Raw genomic sequence first — 26,367 nt, 5'->3', positions numbered from 1 at the left:
TAAAAAAGGAAAAAGATGAATGTTATAAAAACAAATATTAAACATATTTATTGTGGGACTGTAGAAGAGATCAATGATGGGAAAAGAAAACAATATCCATCTGCTTACAGAAAAAAGAAAATTGACCCGCATAAAAGACTTTTTATAAACAATTTAGGTTTTATTGATGATATGCAAGGGGATAAAGTAAATCATGGAGGAGCTGATAAAGCTGTATGTGTTTATAGCCAAAAATACTACGATTTTTTTAAAAAGACATATAGTTTAGAACTACCAGAATGTGCATTTGGAGAAAATATAACAATACTGGATTTGGATGATAGTGATGTTTGTATTGGTGATCGATTTCAATGTGGTGAAGTTATTTTTGAAGTATCTCAACCTAGACAACCTTGTTGGAAAATATCATCAGTTACAGGGATAAAGAATCTCACTTCATTAGTGGTTAAAGAATACAAAACTGGATTTTATGTAAGAGTTATTCAAGAAGGCTTTATTGCTACAGATGATACTATGGAACTAATATCAAGAAATTACCCAGAATTTACAATTGAGTTTGTCAATCAATGCTCCTTTAATGCGAAAGAAAATCAAGAAAACATCAAAGAAATATTAACATGTGATAAACTAGCTAAAGCATATTATGAATCGTTATTAAAGAGATATAAATATAAAGAGCATGGAATTCAAAACTGGCAGGAAGATGAATACTTGAGTAATAATGATTAAATTATCACATTATGTAAAGATAAGAGTATCTCCAATATGCCTTATTCATCAAACCTTATAAAATATATAACTTTATAAGGTTTTCATACACTTGTTTATAAAATCTTAAACGTCTATAGAAAGAGATATAAAACAGATTACGAGATATAAGCTCTCCAGCCACCATAAGATGTGATCTCTTTCGCATCCTTGATCGGATCACTCTCACACAAGAAGCCATACACAGAACTTCCATCTTCCAAGATCACTGTTCCGATACCAAGAGGCTCGGCAATCTGTATCATGAAAGCACCGAAGTTCTCCAGAGGCATGGACCATACTTCCAGTTCCAGGGATGAACCGTTTTGTGTATCGCGTATCATACCCGGGCGGGGTGGTACCTTCTCAGGCACTTCGTAAAGACGGTAGATCTTGTCTGTTTTCGTTGCTTTAACAAATGTTGCATCCAACTCAGCGAGTTGGTAATTGAGCGGCAGACCTGTCATGTGTGCGCCGCAGACGGCTATCTCTATCGTTTTATTTTCCATGGGAAGCCTTTTGTATGTAAGATTCACCCAGCTCCATAAGCTTTCTGTCTTCAAAAGCGTCAGCAAAGAGTGTCACACCAAACGGAAGACCGTTCTCTCTAAATCCTGCAGGAACAGCATAGGCAGAGAAGTCAAGCAGGTTCATGAAGTTGGTGTAGTAGCCAAGATTCGTGTTCAGCTGTATAGGGTCTGCATTGACCTCTTCTATCGTATAGATCGTCCCCGTGGTCGGAGTCAGTGCAAAGTCAATCTCTTTCATAAGTAGATCTCCCTGGCGTTTATAGGCTTTGATCTTGTATTCAGCGTTAAAGTAATCCTCTGCACTCTTCGTTTTTCCGGATTCTATGATCGTTCTTGTCACATCGATGAGGCGTTCAGGCATCGTTTCTATCATCTCCTTCACTGCTACATAACGCTCAGCAACCCACGGTCCGTAATAGAGTAGATTTGCCGCTTCAAGCATAGGTGAGAAGTCGATCTCTACAGCCGTTCCACCCATCTCTTCAAATGTTTTCACTGCTTTTCGGTAAAGTGCTTCTGCCTCACTGTCCCCAAAAAACTTTAACTGATCTTCTTTAGGAATGGCAAAGCGAAAAGAGGATGGAACATTTTTTTCTATCACAGGCATAGGTCGACTGTACGGATCCTCTGCATCAAATGAAGCAGCTACATCAAAAACCTTCTGTGTATCTTCAGTGGTTTTCGCAAAGATCGAAACACAGTCCAGACTTCGACAGGCAGGCACCACACCCGAAGTACTCAACACACCCTTGGATGGCTTAAGCCCCACTAGGTTGTTGAATGCAGCAGGCACACGCCCTGAACCTGCCGTATCTGTCCCCAGAGAGAAGATAGCCATATCAAGCGCGATACTTACCGCCGAACCTGAGCTTGATCCCCCTGAGATATACTTAGGGTCTATGCTGTTCTGGCACGCTCCATAAGGTGAACGGGTACCCACCAGTCCCGTAGCGAACTGGTCAAGGTTGGTCTTCCCCACCGGGATCGCTCCTGCTTCGATCAGCTTCTGCACTACATAAGCAGACTTCTCAGCAATATAACTGTACTCTTCACATGCTGCCGTCGTTGCTACCCCTTCTAGATCAATGTTGTCTTTAATCGCAAAAGGGATCCCATAAAGTGGCAGGCTCTCCACTTTGCAGCTTTCAAGCTTTGCTAAATAAGGCTCCAGTTCGCTCTCACTCAGCACGTAGATCCAGATCGGGTTCTCTGCATGTGCTTCAATATTCTCTTTGATCTGCTTCATATACTCTCTAGGTGTGAGTGTTTTCTCTTTATATAATTGTTGTAATTTTTCTATATTCATCTCTATTCCTTTCATTCTAATTCATCGTAGTAACAGGTTCATCATCATCTTGAGTACGTAGCGCTTCTATAAACGCAGCCATGATGATCAGTGCACCCCCGATAGTTTCTATCGTGCTCATCGTCTCCCCTGCGATCAGGGTGGCAGAAATAACTGCTGTAATGAGTTCTAAAATAATAATGATCGACGAACGCCCCGCATCCATATGCGTCACGCTCCACTGCGATCCTATATTTGCCACAAACAGCCAAAAGAGCGCATACCCTGCAAGAAGAATCCATGCATCATCAGTGATACCGCTTGGAAGCTGCTCTACCCCTGCATACAAGAAGAGTGCTGCGAGTGTAAAACACCCTATGAACATACTACCGATCTTTGAAGCTACAGGTATCGACTGCACGGCACGGAAAAGAAGGTTGTTCATTGCAAAGAAGAGCCCTGAAGCGAGTGCGACAAGGTCTATCCAAGACGGCGGTGTATCAAGCACTTCAAACCCGCCAAGGATTAAAAATGCGCCGCTGATCGCCAACAAAACACCAAGATAGCGCCATCTGTCGATCGTCTCTTTTAAAAAGAGCCGTCCTCCAGCCACACCCCATACTGGTAGAAGATAGAAGAGTACCATCACCCGTATCACTTCACCGTTGATCAGTGCGTAAGAGAAGGCAAGGTTTGCACTGCCCCCAAAGAGTGCGATAAGAAACATCATCTTTTTATGCTCTCTCCATATGGAAAACTGCTTCATGAGTATTGGGCTTAAGATCAGTGCCATCATACCGTAGGTAAAGAAGATCAGCGGGATGCCGTCTATCCCCATGGTATTGATGCTCTTAAGCGGAATCCATGTCAAACCCCATAGTATCGAAGCACCTAAAAGTACGATCACGGGTAGATGTGCTCTCATATCAGACCCTTTTTTTGGTGTAACCATTAAAATGCTCCTTCTCACACTCTGCCATCCAGCAGTTCAGCTCCCAAAGATCAGCAACAGGTGCATTGGTAAAGGGGAGTGTATGCAGATAGCCGTCTGGTCCAAACTCCGGTGTCATCGTTGTGATCTCCATACCCTTAGTCTGCTGTGCATCCCAGATGATCTCCCATACCTCCTGGTGCGAGAGCAGCGCCTCTTTGTACTCAGGTGCACCCGGGTGAGGCACTTGCGGTCCCTGGTCATAGCCGACACGCCCATGTATATGATAAACATGAGGAGCGATCGCTCTGATCGTTTCAAGCTCGGTACTCATCAGACGCTCACATACCACACACCAATGGCTGATATCAAGTGTCAGTTTGATCTGAGGCAGTGCCTCTGTTATCTCTCTGGTTCTCCAGGGCGTAAAGAGAATACGGCTGCGATGTGTTTCAAACACAATCTGCAGATCATGCTTTCTCGCATGCTCCATTGCACCTGTGAAAAATAGAATGAACTCCTCATCGCTCCAGGCATCAAGCCCTCCCAGACAGCTCATAAAACGCGGATTGAGTTCCAAAGCATTCTCTATCGCACTTTGCACATCATCGATATGTGCTTGCACGCTCTGGTGTCGTGAAGGAACATAATCTCCTCCTGTGACGATCTCACCAATATAGTCAAGCCCGTACTTTTCCAGGCATGCTTTCCAGTATGCACGCTCCTCTTTAGTTTTGGGGGCTTGCCCTTCTATCCCCTTGAAACCTTTCTCTTGGGCTTGAATACACGCTGTTTCAAAGTCGCCTTCAAACCCCCACATTGTCTTAAAGTGTTCTATTTTCATCACAGACACACTTATACAGGTTCAATCACAAAAAGCGTTTTACCCGCCTGAATATTCTCACCTTCACTACAGAGTACCTGCGTGATCTTTCCATGTTCAGGTGCTTCGATATCTACTTCCATTTTCATAGACTCCGCGATAGCAAGTACTTCACCCTCTTCGACCACATCTCCCAACTTGGCCATCACCTTCCAGAGGCTTCCCTGAACCGGAGATTCGACAGCTTCAGCATTCTCAGCGATCTCGATACGTTCCATACTCTGTTCTTCTATCTCTTCACTAACCGTAGTAAAGTTTGCGAGTCCGGTACGTTCCCACATTTGACGCTCTTCCTCAAATGCTTCCTGCTGTGTCTTTTTAAAGCTCTTTATCGATGCCTCATTTTGGGCTAGGAAATCCTTATATTTCTTCAAACTGAAAGTGGTCTCTTCCACTTTGATCTCCACACGTCCTCTTGGGAAATCTTCACGCATCTGATGGAGTTCATCTGCACTCACTTCATAAAACTTGATCTGATCAAAGAAACGCAGCAGCCACGGTTTATCCTCTGTGAAGTTCGATGTTTGTCTATAACGATTCCACATCTGTACCGTACGTCCGACAAACTGGTAGCCTCCAGGTCCTTCCATCCCATACACACACATATAGGCACCACCGATACCTACAGCATTCTCAGGGGTCCAGGTACGGGCAGGATTGTATTTTGTCGTTACCAGACGGTGTCTTGGATCAAGCGGTGTGGCAACCGGTGCTCCCAGATAGACATCTCCCAGTCCCATGACCACATAGTTTGCACCAAAGACGATCTCTCTGACATCGTCGATACTCTTCAATCCGTTCATACGTCGGATGAACTCGATATTGCTCGGGCACCATGGGGCATCGGCACGCACTGTTTTCATATACTTGTCGATCGCAACACGGGTTGATTCATCATCCCATGATAACGGCAAGTGTACAATACGTGAAGGCACTTCGATATCATCGATCGACGGAAGTGTCAACTCTATCTCTTTTAAACGTTCGATAAGCGCCGACCTATCGCACACCCTTGGTTCAAAGTGTATCTGCAAAGAGCGTATCCCCGGGGTGATATCGCTCACACCTTCGATCGCTGCTTCTTTAAGTGCTTCCATCAACACATGTACTCTGAAACGTAAAGAGATATCCAGTTCCATCTCTCCATACTCGACCAGTAGGTTGCTGTCTCCCGACTGACGTATAACTATGGAAGGAAGATCTTTCTCTCCCTCATCACTATAGAGAATAGGCGTACCTATCGGTTTAGGTGCAAGGAATGTTTTTTCATCATAGGTCTCAAGCTCAGTAATGGCGTTATCTTGGGCTTTGATCATCTCCATGGCAGTCTCATGCTCTACAGGAACAAATTTTACCTTGTCCCCCGCACGAAGTTGACCCATTTTCCACAGCTCTGCATTGATAATCGTCACAGGGCAGACAAAACCTCCCAAACTCGGACCGTCAGGCCCCAGGATCACCGGCATATCTCCCGTGAAGTCCACCGATCCTATCGCATAGGCATTGTCGTGAATATTAGAAGGATGAAGTCCTGCCTCACCTCCATCTGTTCTTGCCCATTCAGGCTTAGGACCGATCAAACGTATACCGGTACGGTTGGAGTTATAATGGATCTCCCACTCTATCTCAAAAAAGGTCTTGATGTCACTGTCGGTAAAGAAATCAGGTGCACCATGCGGTCCGTAAAGCACCCCTATCTCCCAGCGGTTCTCAAAATTTTCATGTGGGACTGTTTTCTGCTTCGCTGTCTCACCATCAATCATAGAACCGATATGCAGTACATCACCCGAGATCAGTGTACGGCCTGCATGTCCCCCGAACTGTCCCAAGGTAAAAGTAGAACGGCTTCCAAGGTATTCAGGCACATCAAAACCACCGCGTACGGCCAGGTAGGTTCTAAAGCCTTGATTATGCACTTTTTTAAGTTTAAGCGTACTACCTGCTTTGACATCTACCGCTTCATTCATCCCGATCGCTTCACCATCCAGGAACGCATCGATCTCTGCTCCGCACAGGGCTATAACACTGTCTGTGTTAAAACGCAGTGTGGGACCGGCGATTGCTATCTCCATACCTGAAGCTGCTGCATCATTTCCTACGATACGGTTGGCATAGCGGAAACTGAAGTTATCAAAAGGACCTGAAGGCGGTACACCGATATCCCAGTAACCCGTACGTCCAGGAAAATCCTGTATAGTAGTCTGTGTACCAGGACGAAGTACATCGATGCTATTTGGCGTAAAATCAAACGTGTTGAGATATTTTGTCGTCTGTACTCCATCTTTAAAGATATCAGATCTAACGATAGCCCCTAAATAACGTAAGTTGGTCTCTATCCCGTCTATTTCTGTATTTTCTATAGCATCATTGATCATATTCAATGCTTCTTCACGGTCTTTACCTTTAATGATAAGCTTTGCGATCATCGGATCATAGAAAGCAGAGACTTCAAGGCCTGTTTCGATAAAGGTATCACATCGTATACCCTCGGCAAATTTAACGTTGGTCAACACACCTGAACTAGGCTGAAAGTTCTTGGAAGGGTCTTCCGCATAGATACGCACCTGCATAGCGTGTCCCTCTGGAGCATGTTCATAGCTGTAGAGTCCAGGATTCTCTCCATAGGCTTGACGGATCATCCACTCCACCAAATCCACACCTGTCACTTCCTCTGTGATACCATGCTCTACTTGAAGTCGTGTGTTCACTTCAAGGAAGTAGAATTCATCCGTAGTGGTGTCGTACACAAACTCCACAGTACCCGCTGAGAGATAAGAGACCGATGCAGTCAGATCTTTTGCCGCTTTGTAAAGTGCCTCTCTCGTTGCATCAGCGATACCCGGTGCTGGCGTCTCCTCTATCACCTTTTGGTTACGGCGCTGGACCGAACAGTCTCTGTCTCCCAGTACAGCCACATATCCCTTACCGTCTCCAAAGATCTGTACTTCGATATGACGTGCCGAAGCCACATACTTTTCTAAGAACATTCCTCCATCAGAGAAGTTGTTCTCACTTAAACGTTTGACCGATTCATAGGCACTGCACAACTCATTTTCATCATAACACAGCTGCATACCGATACCACCACCCCCGGCTGTACTCTTTAACATCACCGGGTAGACGATACGTTTCGCTTCGCTCTTCGCTTCCTCAAGATCACTCAAAATAGAAGATCCAGGAAGAAGTGGTACAGAGTTCTGTTCGGCAAGTGCTCGGGCCGTATGCTTAAGACCAAACTGCTCCATATGTTCGGTACGTGGACCTATAAAACGGATACCTGCTGCCTCACATGCATTGGCGAAAGCTGCATTTTCGCTGAGAAATCCATATCCTGGATGAACCGCCTCTGCACCGCTCTTGATCGCGATATTCAGAATCTTTTCCGTATCCAAGTAACTTTCACTGGCAACACCATGACCGATATAGTATGCTTCATCAGCAAGACTGACATGAAGGGAGTCAGTATCAGCAGCCGTATAGACAACAACGGATCGAATATCCATCTTCTTCAGTGTACGTATGACACGACAAGCGATCTCACCGCGATTAGCGATTAATATTTTGGTAAACATTTTATGTCCTTAGAATTAGTTTACGGGCCGTCCCGAACGTTTACATTTCATAAGCCGTCTTATGAAACGGAAAGAGTGGTTCTTTCATACCTTAGGAAAAAAACCGTGGGAAACGGTTTTTAGATTCAAAATACTGCATATCATGATTGGGCCAGATCTCTGCCCCTGTACGATATGCAAGCTCTTTAAGCTTACGAATACTCTCGATCGCCATAGCTTCATTATCCTGCCAACACAGACCCGGAGCGATCTCTTTTTCAAGGTTCTCACTTAGGTCTGCAGCATCCCCTGCAAGCAGGATCGGTTTGCCCTTTGGCAGTTCGATCATCATTGACATATGACCGGCCGTGTGTCCCGGTGTCTCGATGGCACGGACACCAGGAACAAGGTCATACTCACCTTTGTAAATACGCCAATTGATCGGGCAATCCAGATCTTCTGCAAAATAGGCTTCATCCGCAGGCTCTCTTGCTGCTTCGAGCTCCTTTTCATGTACATGGACTTCGGCATTACAGAACTCACAAACACCTCCGGCATGATCAAAGTGGAGATGGCCGCAAAAGACGACATCCACATCTTCTGTCTTCAAGCCAAGTTCCGCCAGACGGTTGGGAAGACGCTGCTCCTCAGTCATCTGAGGAGGACCGAAAGGGAACCCCTCATGTTCGTAGAAGTGCTTGCGTTTCACCTCATCAGCGATCTTATTGTAATCACATCCCACATCATAGAGGATACGCCCGTTGGCCGTCTCGATAAGATAGGCCAAGATCGGCGCATCTATGATCACACCTTTGCCATGACCGCGTGTAGAGAGTGTTTTCTCGTAACGGTGTGTGCCTGTCAGGATCGGCCAAAATTTTTTCACTTGTGTCATATTCTCTCCTTAATGAGCCGTCAAAAATGAAACGCCATCTACGCCTATGAAATCTTTACCTTTATGTACATCTATACCAGTAGAATCTGAATTAATGATACGGGCCACACGGAAACGATGGTAACTCTCGATAAGGTTTTTAAACAGCAGTACCTGGCTCTCATCCTTACCATAGAGTTTTTCATGCAATCTAGGCAGACGATACCAGGGCTGCATCTGCTGGTCATGATGTACGTTATGGTACGCAAAGTTCAGTACCAGAAGGTTCAACCACGGATAACGTCTAGATAATAAGTTCGAATATGTATTGTGTTTTTCAAACACACTGTCATACTGCTTGACCTCATCACCGCGTTTGCGATCCAGCGTTTCATAAAGATCATACGTATGCTGATGGACATCCATAAAACGCATCACTGTCAAAAAGAGCATATATGCGAGTGGATAAAATACCAAAATCTTCAACGAAACAGATGCCAAAAGCGCAAAAAATGCGATACGCAGCAACAGTACCGTGACCACACGGGAACGCAGATGCTTACGTGACTCTTTTACAAAAGGCAATAAGATCACCAATACATGCATCATGATCTCCAATGCAGGAATATACATCCACTCCAATGCCTGGATCACCTTAAGCAGTTTAGGGTACATCTGCAGCCTCGTTCTAAAATCAAATGAGACGATATCTGCCCTATCCATATGATGTCGTACATGTTTATGTCTGACCGCTTCATACTCACTGTACGAAGCACCGGCTATCCAGAGAAAGATCTCACCGAAGAGATGATTATGACGGTTCTTCTTAAAGAGTGAATCGTGAGCACACTCATGTACGAAATAGGCTGAGATCACCATACTGTGTGCAAGCAAAACAGTTCCTACAAGGTTATAGATAATGGCATCTGACATGATGGCGTAAAAACCACCGATGTATGCTGCCAGTATATAACTCCAGGCTAACATATTGGGGATGAGTGCATCCTCAAAACGAAAGTAACCACGTAGCTTTGCCATGATCTTAATCGTCCCAGATTACCATTTGAACAGGAGATGGATCGTAGGCGTTGCACGGGTTGTTCAACTGCGGACAGTTAGAAACCAGTACCAAGGTATCCATCTCAGCTTTCAGGTCCACATAGTCGCCAGGTTTGGAGACACCGTCTACGATCACAAGGAAACCGTCATCTTCAACCGGAACGTTCATAAAGAAGTTGATGTTGTTGGTAAGGTCTCTTGGGTCCATCTCCAGCTCACCGATCTCATAGAGGTAGTTGTCACGGCAACTGTGCATATATTTGGTATCAAGTGCATAACGTACCGTGTTACTCTCTGCACTGCAGTGACCACCCAGTGTGTCATGGTTACCACAGGTATCTTCTGTCACTTCCATCATCACATTGTCATCTGTTGAGATCAGTTTTGTTCCTGTTGTCACAAAAATGCTTCCCTGTTCTCTCACCGTGTCGTTGGCTGAATAACGCTCTTCATGGTCGTTTGCATTGTAAAAAAGCGTATCGACTGCCTGACACCCTTTAAGATCGATGATACGAAGGGTTTGGCCTTTTTTGACCACATGGCTCCAAGGTACACCGGCTGCCACCTTTTCATTGTATACTGCATCTTTAATATCTCTGCTCATCATTCTCTCCTTAGGCAAAATAACGTGCGTTGTTGATAAAAGCACGTTGTGATTGTGGTGTAAAGTTCATACATAGGTCATCCTCGGTCACAGGGGGTGCCTTATAAAGTGTCAATTGTACATCACTTGGATTATACTCACCCGCTTCCATTACATGTGGTGTGTTTGAGAGTACCAAAAGTACGTTCATCTCTGCACGCAGGTCAATGTAGCTTCCCGGTTTGGCACGATCCGGTGAGAGTTCAAGTTTACTTCCCTCTTTGACGTCGACTCTTCTAAAGAAGTTGATCGCCTGGATCATATCACGTTTACCCATACCGTATTTACCCAGTTCGACCAGGAAGTTTTCACGGTCACTTTTGTAATAACGGTTACGCAAATGCTCGTAGTCACCTTCTCCAAAATTCTTATGGACAATACGAGGATTGCTTATCCCGCCGATAGCGTCAAAAAGCCCTCCTGTTGTCTCATCAGTAATCGAGAAAAGTACACGACCCTGTTCTGAGTAGAGTACTCTTCCTTTCGTGAAGTAAGCATTATGCTGGATCTTTACCGTATCAGCTGAGTTAAAACGCTCAGCAGTGTTATCCGCATTGTAGAACATGGCTGAAAGAGAACCTAAGCCATCTTTCGTTGTAATGCGAAGCTTGTCGCCACGCTTAATGATCTTTGACCATCTGGCACCTCCCGGAAGTACTTCATCAAAAAGGATACTCTCCGGTTTTATATCTTTATACATTGTTATCATTGTTGTTATTCCTTTATTCATTTATAGATTCTTCTACATCTTTTAAGACTGATTCTCTTGTATCACCTACAGGTATGTCATACGTGATTAATGCCCCGTACATGTTAGGTGCCTGCGGTTCATAACGTACCTTATCAAAGACAAGCAGACGTGTACCAAGGTAGAAGCTCTCATGAAGATCATGGGTAACCATCACGATCGTGAGATTGTTCTTCTTCCAAAGATCCAAGATAAGCTTATGCATATCGGCACGAATCCCCGGATCCAAGGCACCAAATGGTTCATCCAGCAAAAGTATCTTTGGTTTAGTGACCAATGACTGTGCAATAGAGAGACGCTGTTGCATACCTCCTGAGAGTTCGCTGGGGTATTTATCTGCCGCATCACCAAGACCGACTGACCTAAGCATCTCCATGGCACGCTCTTTAGCTTCTTTACGCTTTGTTCCAAAGAATTTCCCAAAAAATTTTGACGCTTTGAGTTCCATAGACATCATTACATTCCCCAACACCGTTAAATGCGGAAACACAGAGTAACGCTGAAATACGATACCTCGTTCTATTCCCGGTTCGTCAGGAAAAGGCTTCCCATCAAGAAGGAATGTCCCACTTGTGGGTATCTCCTGTCCAAGAAGCATTTTTAAGAATGTACTCTTTCCACAGCCAGAGGGACCGACCAGCGTACAAAACTCTCCCTCTTCGATATCAAGATTGATTCTTTCCAATACGACATTGTCATCATACTTTTTCCAAAGGTTTTTAATATGAATAAGACTCATGCCCCCTCCTTTCCGGCTGTATACCAAGGGAATAGTTTATAGGTCAGCTTCTTTAAGGCAAAATCGAACAAGAAGGCAAGGAATGTGATCCATGCTACATAAGGCAGGATCACATCCATTGACATATAACGGCGTACCAAAAAGATACGGTATCCTAAACCTTCGGTAGCTGCGATCGCTTCTGCCGAAATAAGAAAGATCCATGCCGTACCCAGTGTGATACGAACTGCATCAAGCAGTCTTGGGAAAACCTGTGGCAATACAACACGCATCACGATCGTCCAGCTTGATCCTCCAAGTGTCTGCGCTTTAATAAGCTGTTCCACCGGTATCTCAGAGACACGCTGCTGCATATCACGGACAAGTAAAGGTGTCACCCCGATGACGATCAGTGCAACCTTTGCCAGCTCTCCCATACCGAACACAATGAACAAAATAGGCAGGATCGCCATGGGCGGGACCATGGAAAAGGCCGCCACAAAAGGTGATAATCCTGCACGAAGGAAGGGAATAAACCCTAGAGGGATACCGATAAGCATTGCCAATACAGCACTTATGAGGACCCCGAGTCCTAATCGTTCAAGTGAAGAGACCGTATCTCCAATGAAAAGTATTTCACCTGTTCGTTTACTTGGTGTAAATGCCATACGGTCGATAGCCTCTGAAAAGCTTGCCATGGAAGGCAGAAGCTTATCATTCGGATTTTCCGAAAGACGCATATCAGATGCCACGAGATAGAACACCGCGACAATAATAAATGGTAATAATCCCAAGAAGAGCGTTGCTCCTCTTGATGGCCGAAGGTTCATAAATCGTTTCATAGGAGTACCTTACAGCTTCCCTTCCGCAGCCATTTTCACATAAGTTTCTGTGAAACGAAGCTTGATGTTGTTGGTATCACCGAACGTTTTACCACCTGGGAACTCCATACCAATGAATTCAGCATTTGGTGCACCCTCTCCAAGAATTCCGTGATCAAATGAGAACTCGCTCACTTTTTTCATCGTTTCTGGAAGATCTGGACTAACGGCAAATGTCACTGCATCACTTGCATCATAGAACATCATTGTAGAGTCAAGTTGGCTCTTGTAACCCGCAAGGTCTGTTCCTGAAGCCTCTGCCATAAATGTCAAGGCTTTTTCATCCCCTTTTTTCATCAATGCCATCACTTCAAACCAAGCACCTGTCAATGCTTTTGCCAATTTCGGATTGTCTTTGAGTGTTTCCGTGTTGATAACCAGCATATCGATAATCTCACCCGGGATCTTACTTGAATCATAGACAAGGTTGGCACTTTTATTGTTTGTCATGATCTCACTGAGTTGTGGATTCCATGTTGCCATTGCTGTCACTTCATCAGAACTGTACGCAGAAACCATATCGGCATCCGAAGTGTTTACAACCGTGATGTCTTTTTCACTTAAATTCACAGACTCAAGTGCACGTGCAAGGAAATAGTGAGATACTGAAAGTTCAACAAGGTTTACCTTCTGACCTTTGATATCAGCTAGGCTCTTTTTATCTTTAAGAATAAGACCGTCATTACCATTAGAGAAATCACCCATGATCACTGCAGTTGAGTCGATACCACCGGCAGCCGGAATCGTCAATGCATCCATGTTTGTCATGAGACAGCCATCAAATTTACCAGCACTGTATTGGTTGATCGATTCAATATAGTCATTGACCTGAACTAGATCGATCTCGATATCGTATTTTTTAGCCCATTTGTCAACGATGCCCTTTTGCTGAGCATAATCCCACGGCATCCATCCGACATAGATTGTCCAGGAGACTTGAAATTTATTTTTTACCTCTGCCATAAGTGATGATGTACTAAGACCCATAACCAATGTAGTGGCGACTAAGAATTTTGATGTGGATTTGAAAAAGTGTTTCATAAGAGATTCCTTGAGTATTTGGTTTAAAACACGGCAAAAGGGTATAAATCTCCCGGGCTTTTATCCCTCCGTGTAACCTCTACTCAAGAGGTCGAAAACTCTCGGACCTGACACAGAATACTCTGCCGGAACCCTAGTTCTCTTTTAACTTATCTGAGATTTTACAACCTCATGTCATGTCTTGTATTCAAAGTATAGCCTAGATTTCATCCTATAGTATATGGGTATATGATTAATTTTTAATCATTATAATATTTTGATCTATTTAAAAAAAATAGATAGGTATGATGTATTTGTATAGATGTGGAGAAAGATGATGGGGTGAACTATATAAATAGTTTTCGACAACTATCATTGAAAGTCATTTTCCAAACCGATCCCTCTGCATGTAGTTATACATTAATAAAACCGTTTAAGCATTTTATCGGCCTGATCTTTTGCATGCTGTAAAAGAAGTACGCTTTTCTCAGACAATTTTCCTTCGACTGTTATAGGTGTATTCATATATTCCATTATTGCACGTATCACTTCTTTTGTTTCAAGTATCTCTGCATAGGATTTATAATGATACTCTGTCCCCTTTTCTCTCTCCCCTTCCACATAGTGGATACGTTCCAGTTTGCCCTTCTGTTCATTGAGGATCACTTCATAGGTTCTCATTACTCCTATCGCATCTCTGATATGCATAGTTATTTTGTCTATTTCCATTTTACAGTTAGATTTTTTCTCTATGTACAGTTCTGCTTCTATGAATTGTTTCACTGCAAGGTGAAGATTATTTCTTTTTTTCAAATATACACGAGTGATATAGATAGGGAGCATGACCAAAATCACTGAAAAACTTAGGACAGCTGCACCGATATTCACATCTTCATGTAACCCTACAAGCGTACTGAACCAGGCTAATATACTTTGTATCTGATCCTCTGAGGGTACCTTGGTCATATCGAGTACCATGTCTAATTTTTCTGTTGCAAGATACACCAAGCCTACGGCTGTAATGCCCCCTCCGAGTAAAGCATAGAGGAAACCTGTGAGTCTGCCACTGGAAATATCTTTTAAAACTAAGGGGGTGAACGCTTTATTGGGACTGAATTCAGCCGTTTCCTTCTCTTCCAGATCATCATTGTTTGTCTCATATCCCAATTTTTTTACCAATGATACACATGCATCAAGTCCATTCGCTTTCAGTCGTGACTTGGCATCTTCATACGCTTTGATATCTTTTTCAAGCTGACGTTTACAAGCCTCTTCCCGATCATGTGTATCTTTGAGCATCTTTTTTGTTTTTTGAATGAGATGCATGGTTCTGATATGTTTTTTGGCTTTGCCCGGCAATACTGGCTCAGGTATAGGGCTATCTGCCATTTCATCAGTCTCATCTTCAAAAGGCTCTATATTTTCTTCTCTCATTTCCAAAGGTGTATCGTTAATTTCATCCAGCCCCTCTAAATCTTCACTTTCAATCTCTTCTGTTATTGCTATTGACATACCCTTATTTTCATTCATCTTTTCATCCTTCTCATTTATTTTAGCAAAATTTTTCATTATAGTTTTAATCTATATCAACTTTTTACTACACTTAGATATAATTCAATATATTCACACAGAGGAATTTTATGGGCATTATAGTTGCACTTTTAGTCTTGTCGGTATTGATCTTTTTTCATGAGCTTGGACATTTTACAGCAGCACGTTTTTTTGGTGTACAGGTGGATGTTTTTAGCATAGGTTTTGGGAAAAAACTCTACTCCAGGATGATAGGGAAAACAGAGTGGAGCCTCTCTGCCATACCGCTTGGCGGATATGTCAAAATGAAAGGGCAGGATGACATGGATCCTACAGCCCTCTCTTATGACGAAGATTCATACAATGTGAAAAAACCATGGCAACGTATCATCATTCTATTGGCCGGACCTTTTGCCAATTTCCTGCTGGCCTTTCTGCTTTACTTTGCGATTGCAAACATCGGTGTTCCTAAGCTTTTGCCTTATGTAGGGGAAGTGGGAAAAGAGACACCTGCATTCAAAGCGGGTTTAACCAAAGAGGACAAAATCGTTCAAATCAACGGTAATAATATTCTTTACTGGGAAGAGATCGGTGAGAATATCAACGGTGAGAAAGGTGACATCACGCTTATCGTAGAGCGTGGGGGACAACTGATCACACTGCAGCTTACACCAAAAGTGATAGAGGACAAAAATATCTTTGGAGAAAAGATCACCAGGCGTATCATCGGTATCAGTCCATTAGGAAAACAAACGACGGCCTACTTCGGATTGATAGATGGATTGGAGTATGCATGGGATGAGACAAAGAAAGCCTCTCTGCTCATTGTACAAAGTGTAGAAAAACTGATCACCGGAGTGGTTGGTGCCGATAAACTAGGAGGGATCATCACCATTGTAGATGTCACGGCTGAAGCAAGTGCTGCAGGGATACTGGCTCTTTTCTTTTTTACCGCACTCATTTCAGTCAACCTGGGGGTGTTGAACCTGCTCCCTATCCCTGCACTGGACGGTGGACATATTATGTTTAACCTCTATGAGATGATTACGGGAAAAACTGCGAGCGAACAGGTAATGTATATCATTACATTGGTAGGGTGGGCTATACTCATCTCTCTTATGATGTTAGGATTGTATAATGATATCAATAGACTGTGGGGATAACAACCAAAACAGTCGAAGTGTTAACGAACCGATCAGGTAATTCATTAGAAAAGGATAAGAAGTATGATATTGGACAAAGAACACTTAAGAGCAAACCTGGATGAAGTGATCTGGAATATAGAACAAGCGCGTATTACAGTAAGTGAACACCATATTGTAAAACTGGTCACCGTTGCTAAATATACGGATATTGAAAACATTTCCACACTCTATGAGCTAGGTCAAAGAGCCTTTGGTGAAAACCAGGTACAACAGCTCAAAGAGCGTATGCATGCACTCGAGGACCTTCCGCTTGAGTGGCATATGATCGGTTCTCTCCAAAAAAACAAGATCAATAATCTCATAGACTTGCGCCCTACACTGATGCAATCACTTGACAGTATAGAACTGGCAACCGAACTGAACAAAAAGCTCTTGGCAAAAGAGGCAAAGATGCACTGCCTGCTTCAGATCAATGCAGCCAATGAAGCAACAAAATCAGGTGTCACTCCCGAAGAAGCTGTGGATATCTACCAAACGATCAAAGAGACCTGTCCTCAGATCAATCTCAAAGGTGTGATGACCATAGGGGCTCACAGTGAAGATAAAAAACTGATACAACAGAGTTTTGAAACCACGTTCGGTATCTATGAGAAACTGAAAAAAGAAGGTGCGAATATCTGTTCTATGGGGATGAGCGGTGATTATGAATTGGCTATAAAATGCGGGTCAAATCTGGTAAGGATCGGATCAGCGTTATTTAAATAAACAGTTACAGGTAAGCGTATCTAACCTGTAATCCTTAAGCAACTTCTTCTCTACAGTGACTACACACTCCGTAAAGATTGATCTGTTGTTTACTTATGGTAAAGTTCTCTTGCTTTGTGATAGAAGTAAAAAGCTCATCTGCAACAGTATGTTGCGGTTTGTCCTCTACCTCTCCACATTCCGTACAGACCAGATGGATATGATCCTCTTTTAAAAGCTCATATTTGGATTTTTTTCCTGTGATAGGCACTTCTACCAGTACACCCTTCTCTACCATGAGAATAATATTTTTATAGACGGTTGCTAGAGAAAGAGATGGATGTGTTTTAATGACCTCTGCATAGATAGTATCTATAGACATATGTCCATACGCTTCTATCTTTTCCAATATATTCATACGTTGAAATGTAGCTTTTAGTCCACTATTTTTAAGTAGAACTGCATAATCTGTCATAGTTATCCTTTCAATGTATACATAAAGCTATCATCCTATAGCCTTATGTATACACCCATCTTTGAAGATGGGAATATACTAAGGTCTTATAGATCGCCTTCGTGTTTTGCAAGATATTCAGCAACACCAGCAGTGTCTGCTTTCATACCTTCGTCACCTTTTTGCCAACCAGCTGGACATACTTCACCATGCTCATTAGTAAATAGCATTGTATCTACCATTCTGATCATCTCATCAATGTTTCTACCAAGTGGAAGGTCATTGATCACTGCATGTCTAACTGTACCGTCAGCATCAATAAGGAAAGAACCTCTTAGCGCTACAGCATCATCAAGAAGTACATCGTAATCTCTAGCAATTTGCTTGTTAAGGTCTGCTACTAGTGGCATATCAACTCTACCGATACCACCTTCATTTACTGGAGTTTCTCTCCAAGCGAAGTGTGAGAATTGAGAATCGATGGAACAACCGATCACATTGATACCTCTTTCTCTGAACTCTTTAGCTCTGTGAGAAAATGCAATGATCTCTGATGGACATACAAAAGTAAAGTCTAGTGGGTAGAAGAAAAGAACTGCACCTTTTTCACCTAGGTTTTCCATAAGATTGAAGTTGTCTACGATTGAACCGTCTGCAAGTACGGCTGTTGCTGTAAAGTCTGGAGCTTTTTTAGTTACTAACATGTTTTGTTTCCTTATTGATAATTTTTATTAACAAGGAAATGTTATCACAATACCTTTAAAAGGAAATTAAATTAAAAAGGAAGCAATCCAAATTTTTTGATAAATGCTTCATCTATCTCTATGATCCCTTTTTCTTGAAGCCTGTCAAGTACCTCTTTTGTACAGAAAGTATCTCCGGGCCACTCTCTTTCATAGCCGTCTACTTCACTTTTATTGGTTCCATCTATCACTATGAACGGTTTCAGTATGACATCCCTGCCAGCATCTATATTGTTCACGACACGCCAGATGAGCATATATGCATCATCCAGATCATTATTCGCATGATCCACAATGACAAGCAGTTTGATATGCTTCTCAAGACCTTTGAGTTTGTCTATCAGCTCACGTTGAGAGTTTTGCTTATTAACACTGATCACACAGATCGGCGTTTTCGTCTCTGTCATGTATTGCTTCAATCCTACTACACTGCTGCTTATCTCTTGCATCTTCTCAAGCAGTGCATCATCTAAAAGTAAGGCTTCTACACCGTTTTTTACTTCATCTCCTGTCGTATCCACACCCAGTTTGCCACCGACAAACTGTTCTGAGGAGGAATGGTCAAGGTGATCCACGATCCCCTGTGTAATGAGCACCCTGCTCTGATCAAGTCGATTAAGTATATGTGCTGCCAGAGCTTGACTCTCTTCAAGCTCAGGCGCATCTTCTCCTACAAAAATGGCATGTTTCACAAAACTCATCTGGCCCACACCCCAGAATGCATGCATGAACTGCTGTGCATGCCCTTTATAGAGTGTTTTCATCTTTGCCAGTATAAGGTTATGAAACACACCGTTTTCAGGCATATTGTAGTCTATAAGGTCTGGAGCCATAGGTTTAAGCATCGGCAGGAATATACGTTCTGTTGCCCAGCCCATATATTTATCTTCTAACGGTGGTTTTCCTACCACTGTAGCCTGAAATACTGGATGTTTTTTCATCGTGATCGTCTCTACTTCCATCACAGGAAAAGGTTCTTTAAGAGTATAGTACCCCGTATGGTCACCAAAAGGTCCTTCTATCTCCATCACTTCTGGGTCCACGAAACCTTCTATGACCACATCGACATCACGAGGGATATAGATGTCATTAGTGATCGACTTCACCAGCTGTGCATTTTTATTGCGTACAAAACCATAAAGCAGCAATTCAAACATACCGTGAGGCATAGGAGCCTGCCCGCACCAAATATAAAGAGGGTCACCGCCTATGGCAACGGTTACAGGCATTTTTTTACCGGCTCTTTGATACTGGTCAAAGAAGTGGGAGGCATCTTTGTGTATCTGCCAATGCATCCCCAGTCTCTTTTTATCATACTGCTGGAGTCGGTACATCCCGAGATTTTGCATCTCGCCGTCAAGACTTCTTGTATAGACCTGTCCCATCGTGATAAAAGGACCACCGTCCTCTTCCCATGTCTTCAGTATGGGTAACCTGTCTAAATCTACCTCATCTTTAGGAATGATGACCTCTTGGCATTCACCTTTGAATTTTAAACGTTTGGGAAATACATTTTTAAGTGAAAAGAGTTTAGGCAGCATAGCTAGCTTCGCTTTAAGACCTTTGGGCGGTTTGAGCTTAAGCAGCTCATCTATGCCCTTGGCTACATCATCAGGGTGTTTACCAAAGATCTTTTCAGTGAGCTCCTTGTTGGCAAAGATATTCATTAGTACAGGCATATCATACGCTATGCCTTTGGCTTTGTTTACAGGATGTGTAAAAAGAAGAGGACGGGAGTCCTCTCTCTTAACCTCTATATACGCCACATGAGGAATTTCAAGTTCCACATCCAACGGTTCATCTATGATCTTTAAGTTACCGTTATCTTTCAGCCATTGTACTACATCTTGCATTTACTGTTCTCTTTTTTCTAAAACATTCGATCTATAAACAATTTTCTGCTTATAGTCTTTCTGGCATTTCATCTTTAAAGGCTATAGATTCTGCTTTTTCGAGTATATCCAGAGCACCTTCCGCAATCATTGCTTCAGACAACTCTTCACCCAATGCATCACATGCATCCACCTTTGCTGTCAACTCTTTATGCATGATATTCGTACCGTCAGGGTACCCAAGCATCGCTTTAACCGTGATATCATCACCTGTGATGATCGCATTCACGGCCACAGGGGCAGAACAGCCAGCGCCTATCTTTGAGACAAAATCACGTTCTAATTTTGTACAGAGATAAGAATTCTCATCATTCAAGGTCATCGCTATTTCTCTAACCCTCTCATTATCACTCACAATCTCTATACCCAAGGCAGCCTGTCCCATAGGTGGGATAAAGAAATCCAGCTTTTCTACAAAAGGAATGTCTTTCAGCAGGTCAAGCCTATGCAGCCCTATATAGGCAAGTATGATCGCATCATACTGTCCTTCTTTAAGCTTTCTGAGTCTTGTGTTGACATTTCCTCTAAGTTCTTTGACCACAAGATCCGGACGTTTCTCAAGAAGTTGCATACGTCTTCTCAGACTTGTGGTCCCTACCACTGCACCCTGAGGAAGTGCATCCAGACTTTCATAGGTATGTGAGAGAAGCACATCACTCTGATCTTGTCGTGTCGTAATGGCACACAGTTCCAAACCTTCTGGGATGTAGGTAGGAACATCCTTAAGAGAATGTACAGCAAGATCTGCATTCCCTTCAAGCATCTCATCTTCAAGCTCTTTGGTAAAGTGCCCTTTCCCCCCTATCAATGCAAGCGGTTTGTCCAGTATCTTGTCACCTTTAGAAGTGATCTTATTCAGTTCTACTGTGATCTCTGGAAACGATGTTTCGATTCTCTCTTTGATATGATATGCCTGCCAAAGTGCAAGATCACTTGCTCTTGTTGCGATAATTAATTTTTCCACTGTTACCCTTGTCTATCTCTGCATAAGACATAGCCTCATACAGACGCCAATTCTATTACTTTATAAGCTTTTTATGCCCATTACGCATTTTATCCCACTCACCATCTATATAGATCGTAGGTGTACCTGTGACCATCATTTTACTTGATGCCATTTCATCCGCCTGCATTGCTGCTTTCACCTCTTTTGCATCTACCTGTGCCGCTGTGACACTATAACCGGTATGCTTTTTGACTGCCGCAAGTATCTTCGTCATGTCTGTTTCTCTTGGATCGATCTTAAGTGAATAGATCTTCTCAACCACATCAGTTCTACCTTCATGTTGTGCCACATGCATCACACGTGTCAGTACATCTGAAACAGGATGGATACGAAGTAACGGCAGGTGATAATAATAGACTGCAATTTTTGTCGGGTTCTCTTTAGATAATTTAAAGATCTCCGGTACTACTTCTTGACAGAACGGACACTGCGGGTCAGAAAAGACAAGTATCTTATGCTCTGCATCCTTGTTACCAAACAGCAAGTGGGCATCATCATAATAGTTCTCAGGGACACTAGGTTTGATCTCATCTCTGTAATCATTTCCTGTTTTTAGGTTCACCAAATGCCCTGTGACAAGTCCGTCTTTTACAAACATCATCTCGGGTGCATGGAGCTCTCTTTTCTGATACTCAAGATCCATCGTCGTTAACAAGATCGTCCATCCAGGTAATCTTTCATCTGTTTTAGATTCAAGAACGGTTACGCCTTTTACTTTCACCTGCGGGTTTTTCACCACAGATTTCTTCACATATTTAACTAATAGTTTATTATCTGGCTGTGCATTGGCACTAAGAGTCACGCTTGCTAGAACTGTGCTCATCAATAATTTCGACATCAATGACATCATCATCTCCTTGTTTTCTAAAATGTGTTGTTCCTTCGGGGGTTATTTTAGCAATAAATTGTAAATAAAGTGAATAAAAAAATGCAATGACACCCAAAAGGTCACTGAATACTCCCGGAATAATGAGTAGTATCGCAGCAATAAAATAGGACATACTTGCATTTTGAAATCTTCTCAAGTCAAGTTTTCCCTGTCTCATGGACTGCATATTCCCCATCATCGTTTGTGAAGATTTTTGTAAAAGTATCATACCCAGAGCAAAACTAAGTACGATCCATACCACAGACCAAAAGAAACCTATCGTCTCTCCTGTCTTTAGCGAAAGGTACAGTTCGATGAGAGCAAAAGGAATGATCAGAAATATCATATTAAAATCTTTCAGCCAGTAGATCAGCTATGGTATCTACAGATACTTCTTCTTTGACCATACCGTCCCTGGTCATAAACTCAACTGTACCCTCGGAGAGTTTCTTCCCTATGACTACTGCATGAGGTACACCGACAAGTTCATAATCTTTTATCTTCGCACCGAATCGGTCTTTTCTGTCATCAAGCAGCACATCCACACCTTTGGCCAACATCGATTCATAGAGTTTTTCACCTAAAGCAACCTGCGCTTCATCTTTGATATTTGAGACGATGATCTGCAGATCGAACGGCGCAGACTCTTTCGTCCAGATACACCCTTTTTCATCATGGTTCTGTTCGATGATCGCTGCTAGCAAACGGCTCACTCCGATACCATAGGTTCCCATAACCATAGGCTGGGATTTCCCGTTTTCATCCAAGAAGTTTGCCGCTAACGGTTCAGAGTATCGCGTGCCCAGTTGGAAGATGTGCCCGGCTTCGATACCCTTGGTATAACGTAATGCACCACCGCAAGAGGCACAAGCATCGCCCTCTTGCACTGCTGAGATATCGGCATAGGATTTCTCTTCAGCTGCCAGAGTATCTATTCCTTCCAGCACAGCGTCTACAACCAGTGTCTCTATCTCTGCTGCTTCTTCATGTTCTACAAGATCATTGGCATTGACCGCATTACATGCTTTGACATCCTGAAGTTCTACAGATGCAGGTAAAGCAAAATGCACGATTTTACTGATTCCTTCATCATAGAGTGCTTTCATTGCGATCACTTGGATCTCTGTAGAAGCATCATAGGCTTTCGGTTTTGCGACAGCAGCCTCTATGTTGGCACCGTAGTCACACTCATTACACACCACGATCGTATCTTCGCCGGAATCAGCCAGTACCATAAACTCTTTACTGCCACTTCCTCCTATCGCCCCGGAGTCTGCATCTACAACCCTGAACTCCAGTCCTAGACGTGTGAATATCTTTTTATACGTCTCTTCCATCAATGCAAACTCTCTTTGCATATCTTCTGTAGAGGTATGAAAACTATAGGCATCTTTCATGAGAAATTCACGCCCGCGCATCAGACCAAACCTTGGTCTGATCTCATCACGGAACTTGAGGTTTATCTGATAAACATTTAGAGGAAGCTGCTTATAACTTTTCACTGTCTGTCTCACCAGGTTCACCATCATCTCTTCATGGGTCGGTCCTAAAATAAAGTCATTCTCCTTACGGTCTTTAAAGCGTAACAGCTCTTTACCATACTTCTCTAAACGGCCGCTCTCTTCCCAGAGTGCTGCAGGTGTAACAAAAGAGAGACTCACTTCCTGGCACCCTGCTTTATCTAACTCCTCTTTCACTACTGCATGTACTTTATCCAGTATCTTTTTGCCTAAAGGCAGAAAATTGTAAAGTCCGCTTCCCCCCACCGACTGTATAAATCCACCTCTAATAAGATAGATATGACTTGCCAATGTTGCATCATTGGGTGTCTCTTTGGTTGTAGGGATTAATAATCTTGAAAATCTCACGCGTTGTATCCTTTTGTATGATGATCATTTTTATACTGTTTTACATCAATGTTTTCTGTGTCTATATTGAACATTTTTTTGATCGATTCTATGCAGTTCGCATTTTTCTTCTCTGTGGAAGAGTGTCTCAGGTTTTGTGTCGGTTCATGTAAAAAACGCTTGAACATCTGCTCTGCCATTTTACGCATATTTGCTTCGGCTTCTGCGGGTACAAAACCTTTTTTGAGGGCTCTTTTCATTTCAGCGTCTATGGCGTCATTCACCTGTTCTCTCATCTCTTTTATCACCGGTTCTATAGAGAGTGCTCTGAGCCATGCATAAAACTCTTCTTTATATCTCTCTACGATCTCAGCTGCTCTTACAGCCTGCTCTTCACGTAATGCATGATTATCCTGAGAGATAGTACGAAGGTCATCGATACGGAAAAGTTGTAGTTTCTCCAACGCTATATCTTCAATATCTCTAGGAATTGCCATGTCAAACCAGAGTCTTGGCAGGGCTTCATTCTCTATAAGATCCTGTGTAATGATCGGCTCCCTGGCTGAAGTCGCTGTAAAAAGTAGACGGTAACGGTTCAAATACTTTGGAAGTTTTTCCATGGTGGCTGCTTTAACATTTTCACCCAGGGTCTCTGCCAGCGCTTCGACCTTCTCCTGGTCTCTTCCAAGCATCACCACATCACACCCCGCTCTAAGCAGATGTTTCGTTGCCAATACGCCCATTTCACCAGCTCCAACTACCACGGCTGTTGTTCCAGCCATACTGTCACCCAAAAGTTTATGTGCCTGTGACACGGCAACTGAAGCGATCGAAATAGGGTTTTGGGAAATATTCGTTGCATTGCGTACTTCTGCAGCACACTTCACAGCGTAAGAGATGACACGATTGAGTTTACGACCTGCTGTACCGTTTTGATGAGAGAGCATAAATGCCTCTTTCACCTGTCCTGTGATCTGGGATTCACCTATGACCAAAGAATCCAGTGAAGAGACCACAGAAAAAATATGCTGTATTGCCTCTTCATCATCATAACGTACCCCAGAAGATTTGATCTCATAAAAATTCAATTCGCTCTTTTGGCTCATCAGTCCCAGGATCGTATGATAACTTGAAAAGTTGTCACGTGTTGCCAATACGATTTCAACACGGTTACAAGTAGAAACAATAAATGCTTCATGAATAAACTCAAATTCAACCAACTGATTGAGCATTTCAATTTTTTCTTCATCATTGGCAAATGCTAACTTTTCTCTCATACCCTGATCACAGTTTTTATGCGAAAAACTCATCACTTGGTAATACATTAAAAATCCCTTTCTATCATCTGCATAGCGATATTTGAGAGTGCATCTTCACCTTTTTCATTCATCAGTTTTATCGCCTCTTCTATCAGGACCTTGGCTTCCTGATAACTTTTTTGTATCACTTTGTGTTCCTGCATTTTCGCTTTGATCCAAAGTTGTTCTTCAGCAGAGAGCTTTTTTGCATGCAGTGATCTTAACTTCTCTTTCTCCCCACTCTCCAACCGTTCATACAGATAGATATAAGGCAGTGTGGTCTTACCCTCTTCAAAATCATGCAAAGCAGGTTTACCCAATGTAGCACTGTCAGATGTAATATCAAGCAGGTCATCGATCATTTGAAAGGCTATACCCAGGTTTCTACCGTAGGTCATATAGGCTTCTTTAGACTTACCGGCCAATAAAGCGGCAGCTCCAGCACTGGCTTCCATAAGAGAAGCCGTTTTTTGGTAGATCATTTCAATATAGACCTCTTTGTCCAAATTAAATGTTTTGGAAAGTGAAACATCTTTGAGCTCTCCAAGACTGAGTTGGACAACGGCATTGGAGATCATCTTGGCCACATCCGTACTAATATTATTTAACTCTAAAAAACCTTTTGAGTAAAGGACATCACCCAGCATGATGGCTGTTTTATTGCCATAAAGTGCATTGAGAGAAGGTTTAGAACGTCTGGTATAGGCATCGTCTATCACATCATCATGTAACAAACTGGCAGCATGTATCATCTCAACGATAGCAGCAGTTTTCACAACAGAAATGTTATTTCCTGCTATTTTCAAAATGAGCTTTGCACGCAGTCTTTTTCCATGAGGTAATTGAGCATAAAGTCTACTTACCTCTTTATCGTTCAGGTCAGCTATAAATTGTTCTATTTTTCTCTCAACAGCACTTAGCACGTATATCGATCCTTATTTACCATGGATCGCAATGATGCTACCCACGG

At 42.8% G+C, this 26,367-nt stretch carries 25 protein-coding genes and 1 riboswitch; of the genes, 3 read left to right on the top strand and 22 right to left on the bottom strand.

Annotated features, from left to right (window positions below; all coding sequences use genetic code 11):
- The first annotated feature begins 15 nt into the window (after positions 1–15).
- On the top strand, positions 16–729 hold the full coding sequence (locus MN086_RS03045) for an MOSC domain-containing protein (protein WP_248576587.1): 714 nt from the start codon (positions 16–18) through the stop codon (positions 727–729).
- Positions 730–866: 137 nt separating this feature from the next.
- Here MN086_RS03045 and MN086_RS03040 read toward each other — a convergent pair whose 3' ends face one another.
- The 13 genes from MN086_RS03040 to MN086_RS02980 all read right to left on the bottom strand — a co-directional run bounded on the left by MN086_RS03040 (position 867) and on the right by MN086_RS02980 (position 15,400).
- Entirely contained in the window at positions 867–1,256 is a 390-nt protein-coding gene (locus MN086_RS03040; protein WP_248576586.1) for a hypothetical protein, read from the bottom strand.
- On the bottom strand, positions 1,246–2,583 hold the full coding sequence (gene atzF, locus MN086_RS03035) for an allophanate hydrolase (protein WP_248576585.1): 1,338 nt from the start codon (positions 2,581–2,583) through the stop codon (positions 1,246–1,248). The genes MN086_RS03040 and atzF overlap by 11 nt, the downstream gene beginning before the upstream one ends.
- Before the next feature lie 16 nt (positions 2,584–2,599).
- Positions 2,600–3,514, bottom strand: coding sequence for a DMT family transporter (locus MN086_RS03030; protein WP_248576584.1), 915 nt, complete (start codon positions 3,512–3,514; stop codon positions 2,600–2,602).
- The gene (locus tag MN086_RS03025) at positions 3,489–4,337 is read right to left on the bottom strand and encodes a sugar phosphate isomerase/epimerase (RefSeq protein WP_248576583.1); all 849 of its coding nucleotides are present in this window, start codon (positions 4,335–4,337) and stop codon (positions 3,489–3,491) included. The genes MN086_RS03030 and MN086_RS03025 overlap by 26 nt, the downstream gene beginning before the upstream one ends.
- Before the next feature lie 11 nt (positions 4,338–4,348).
- Positions 4,349–7,948 carry an urea carboxylase gene (uca, locus tag MN086_RS03020; RefSeq protein WP_248576582.1) on the bottom strand — a complete coding sequence of 1,200 codons (3,600 nt, stop codon included), beginning with the start codon at positions 7,946–7,948 and terminating at the stop codon, positions 4,349–4,351.
- A 91-nt stretch (positions 7,949–8,039) separates the two neighbouring features.
- Positions 8,040–8,822, bottom strand: coding sequence for an N-acyl homoserine lactonase family protein (locus tag MN086_RS03015; RefSeq protein WP_248576581.1), 783 nt, complete (start codon positions 8,820–8,822; stop codon positions 8,040–8,042).
- Positions 8,823–8,831: 9 nt separating this feature from the next.
- Positions 8,832–9,839, bottom strand: a complete 1,008-nt coding sequence (locus MN086_RS03010; protein ID WP_248576580.1) for a fatty acid desaturase — start codon at positions 9,837–9,839, stop codon at positions 8,832–8,834.
- 4 nt (positions 9,840–9,843) lie between these two features.
- On the bottom strand, positions 9,844–10,464 hold the full coding sequence (locus MN086_RS03005) for an urea amidolyase associated protein UAAP2 (RefSeq protein WP_248576579.1): 621 nt from the start codon (positions 10,462–10,464) through the stop codon (positions 9,844–9,846).
- Between the two features lie 10 nt (positions 10,465–10,474).
- On the bottom strand, positions 10,475–11,212 hold the full coding sequence (locus MN086_RS03000) for an urea amidolyase associated protein UAAP1 (protein ID WP_248576578.1): 738 nt from the start codon (positions 11,210–11,212) through the stop codon (positions 10,475–10,477).
- Positions 11,213–11,225: 13 nt separating this feature from the next.
- On the bottom strand, positions 11,226–11,990 hold the full coding sequence (locus MN086_RS02995) for an ABC transporter ATP-binding protein (protein WP_248576577.1): 765 nt from the start codon (positions 11,988–11,990) through the stop codon (positions 11,226–11,228).
- Entirely contained in the window at positions 11,987–12,811 is an 825-nt protein-coding gene (locus MN086_RS02990; protein ID WP_248576576.1) for an ABC transporter permease, read from the bottom strand. Before MN086_RS02990 ends, MN086_RS02995 begins: the two co-directional genes overlap by 4 nt.
- 9 nt (positions 12,812–12,820) lie before the next feature.
- Complete coding sequence (locus MN086_RS02985; RefSeq protein ID WP_248576575.1) at positions 12,821–13,891, bottom strand: putative urea ABC transporter substrate-binding protein; 1,071 nt, start codon at positions 13,889–13,891, stop codon at positions 12,821–12,823.
- Positions 13,892–13,938: 47 nt separating this feature from the next.
- A riboswitch (guanidine-I (ykkC/yxkD leader) is annotated at positions 13,939–14,039 on the bottom strand.
- Positions 14,040–14,290: 251 nt separating this feature from the next.
- On the bottom strand, positions 14,291–15,400 hold the full coding sequence (locus MN086_RS02980) for a hypothetical protein (protein ID WP_248576574.1): 1,110 nt from the start codon (positions 15,398–15,400) through the stop codon (positions 14,291–14,293).
- 110 nt (positions 15,401–15,510) lie between these two features.
- Here MN086_RS02980 and rseP point away from each other — a divergent pair, with 110 nt between their 5' ends.
- Together rseP and MN086_RS02970 are read left to right on the top strand one after the other, a co-directional pair.
- Positions 15,511–16,563, top strand: coding sequence for an RIP metalloprotease RseP (rseP, locus tag MN086_RS02975; RefSeq protein WP_248576573.1), 1,053 nt, complete (start codon positions 15,511–15,513; stop codon positions 16,561–16,563).
- 63 nt (positions 16,564–16,626) lie between these two features.
- Positions 16,627–17,310: a YggS family pyridoxal phosphate-dependent enzyme gene (locus MN086_RS02970; RefSeq protein ID WP_248576572.1), complete on the top strand. Its 684-nt coding sequence runs from the start codon at positions 16,627–16,629 to the stop codon at positions 17,308–17,310.
- A gap of 34 nt (positions 17,311–17,344) precedes the next feature.
- On the opposite strand, the gene MN086_RS02965 is transcribed toward MN086_RS02970, so the two are convergent.
- The 9 genes from MN086_RS02965 to MN086_RS02925 all read right to left on the bottom strand — a co-directional run bounded on the left by MN086_RS02965 (position 17,345) and on the right by MN086_RS02925 (position 26,320).
- Positions 17,345–17,764, bottom strand: a complete 420-nt coding sequence (locus MN086_RS02965; RefSeq protein ID WP_248576571.1) for a Fur family transcriptional regulator — start codon at positions 17,762–17,764, stop codon at positions 17,345–17,347.
- A gap of 86 nt (positions 17,765–17,850) precedes the next feature.
- Positions 17,851–18,447 carry a peroxiredoxin gene (locus MN086_RS02960; RefSeq protein ID WP_248576570.1) on the bottom strand — a complete coding sequence of 199 codons (597 nt, stop codon included), beginning with the start codon at positions 18,445–18,447 and terminating at the stop codon, positions 17,851–17,853.
- A 71-nt stretch (positions 18,448–18,518) separates the two neighbouring features.
- A complete protein-coding gene (locus tag MN086_RS02955) occupies positions 18,519–20,339 on the bottom strand; it encodes a menaquinone biosynthesis decarboxylase (RefSeq protein WP_248576569.1) in 1,821 nt (606 codons plus the stop codon).
- 49 nt (positions 20,340–20,388) lie between these two features.
- Positions 20,389–21,342 carry a hydroxymethylbilane synthase gene (gene hemC, locus MN086_RS02950; protein WP_248576568.1) on the bottom strand — a complete coding sequence of 318 codons (954 nt, stop codon included), beginning with the start codon at positions 21,340–21,342 and terminating at the stop codon, positions 20,389–20,391.
- 55 nt (positions 21,343–21,397) lie between these two features.
- Positions 21,398–22,231 (bottom strand): thioredoxin domain-containing protein, encoded by an 834-nt coding sequence (locus tag MN086_RS02945; protein ID WP_248576567.1) that lies wholly within the window; start codon positions 22,229–22,231, stop codon positions 21,398–21,400.
- Positions 22,176–22,598 (bottom strand): FxsA family protein, encoded by a 423-nt coding sequence (locus MN086_RS02940; RefSeq protein WP_248576566.1) that lies wholly within the window; start codon positions 22,596–22,598, stop codon positions 22,176–22,178. The genes MN086_RS02945 and MN086_RS02940 overlap by 56 nt, the downstream gene beginning before the upstream one ends.
- 1 nt (position 22,599) lies before the next feature.
- A complete protein-coding gene (gene proS / locus MN086_RS02935; RefSeq protein WP_248576565.1) occupies positions 22,600–24,120 on the bottom strand; it encodes a proline--tRNA ligase in 1,521 nt (506 codons plus the stop codon).
- Complete coding sequence (hemA, locus tag MN086_RS02930; RefSeq protein WP_248576564.1) at positions 24,117–25,424, bottom strand: glutamyl-tRNA reductase; 1,308 nt, start codon at positions 25,422–25,424, stop codon at positions 24,117–24,119. Before hemA ends, proS begins: the two co-directional genes overlap by 4 nt.
- On the bottom strand, positions 25,424–26,320 hold the full coding sequence (locus MN086_RS02925; protein ID WP_248576563.1) for a polyprenyl synthetase family protein: 897 nt from the start codon (positions 26,318–26,320) through the stop codon (positions 25,424–25,426). Before MN086_RS02925 ends, hemA begins: the two co-directional genes overlap by 1 nt.
- Positions 26,321–26,367 lie beyond the last annotated feature (47 nt).

Source organism: Sulfurovum sp. XGS-02, from assembly GCF_023213175.1.
In the GTDB taxonomy this organism is placed as follows: Bacteria; Campylobacterota; Campylobacteria; order Campylobacterales; family Sulfurovaceae; genus Sulfurovum.
The sequence above is the reverse complement of the archived record's forward strand: the minus strand, read 5'-3'. Positions and strand labels throughout refer to the sequence as shown.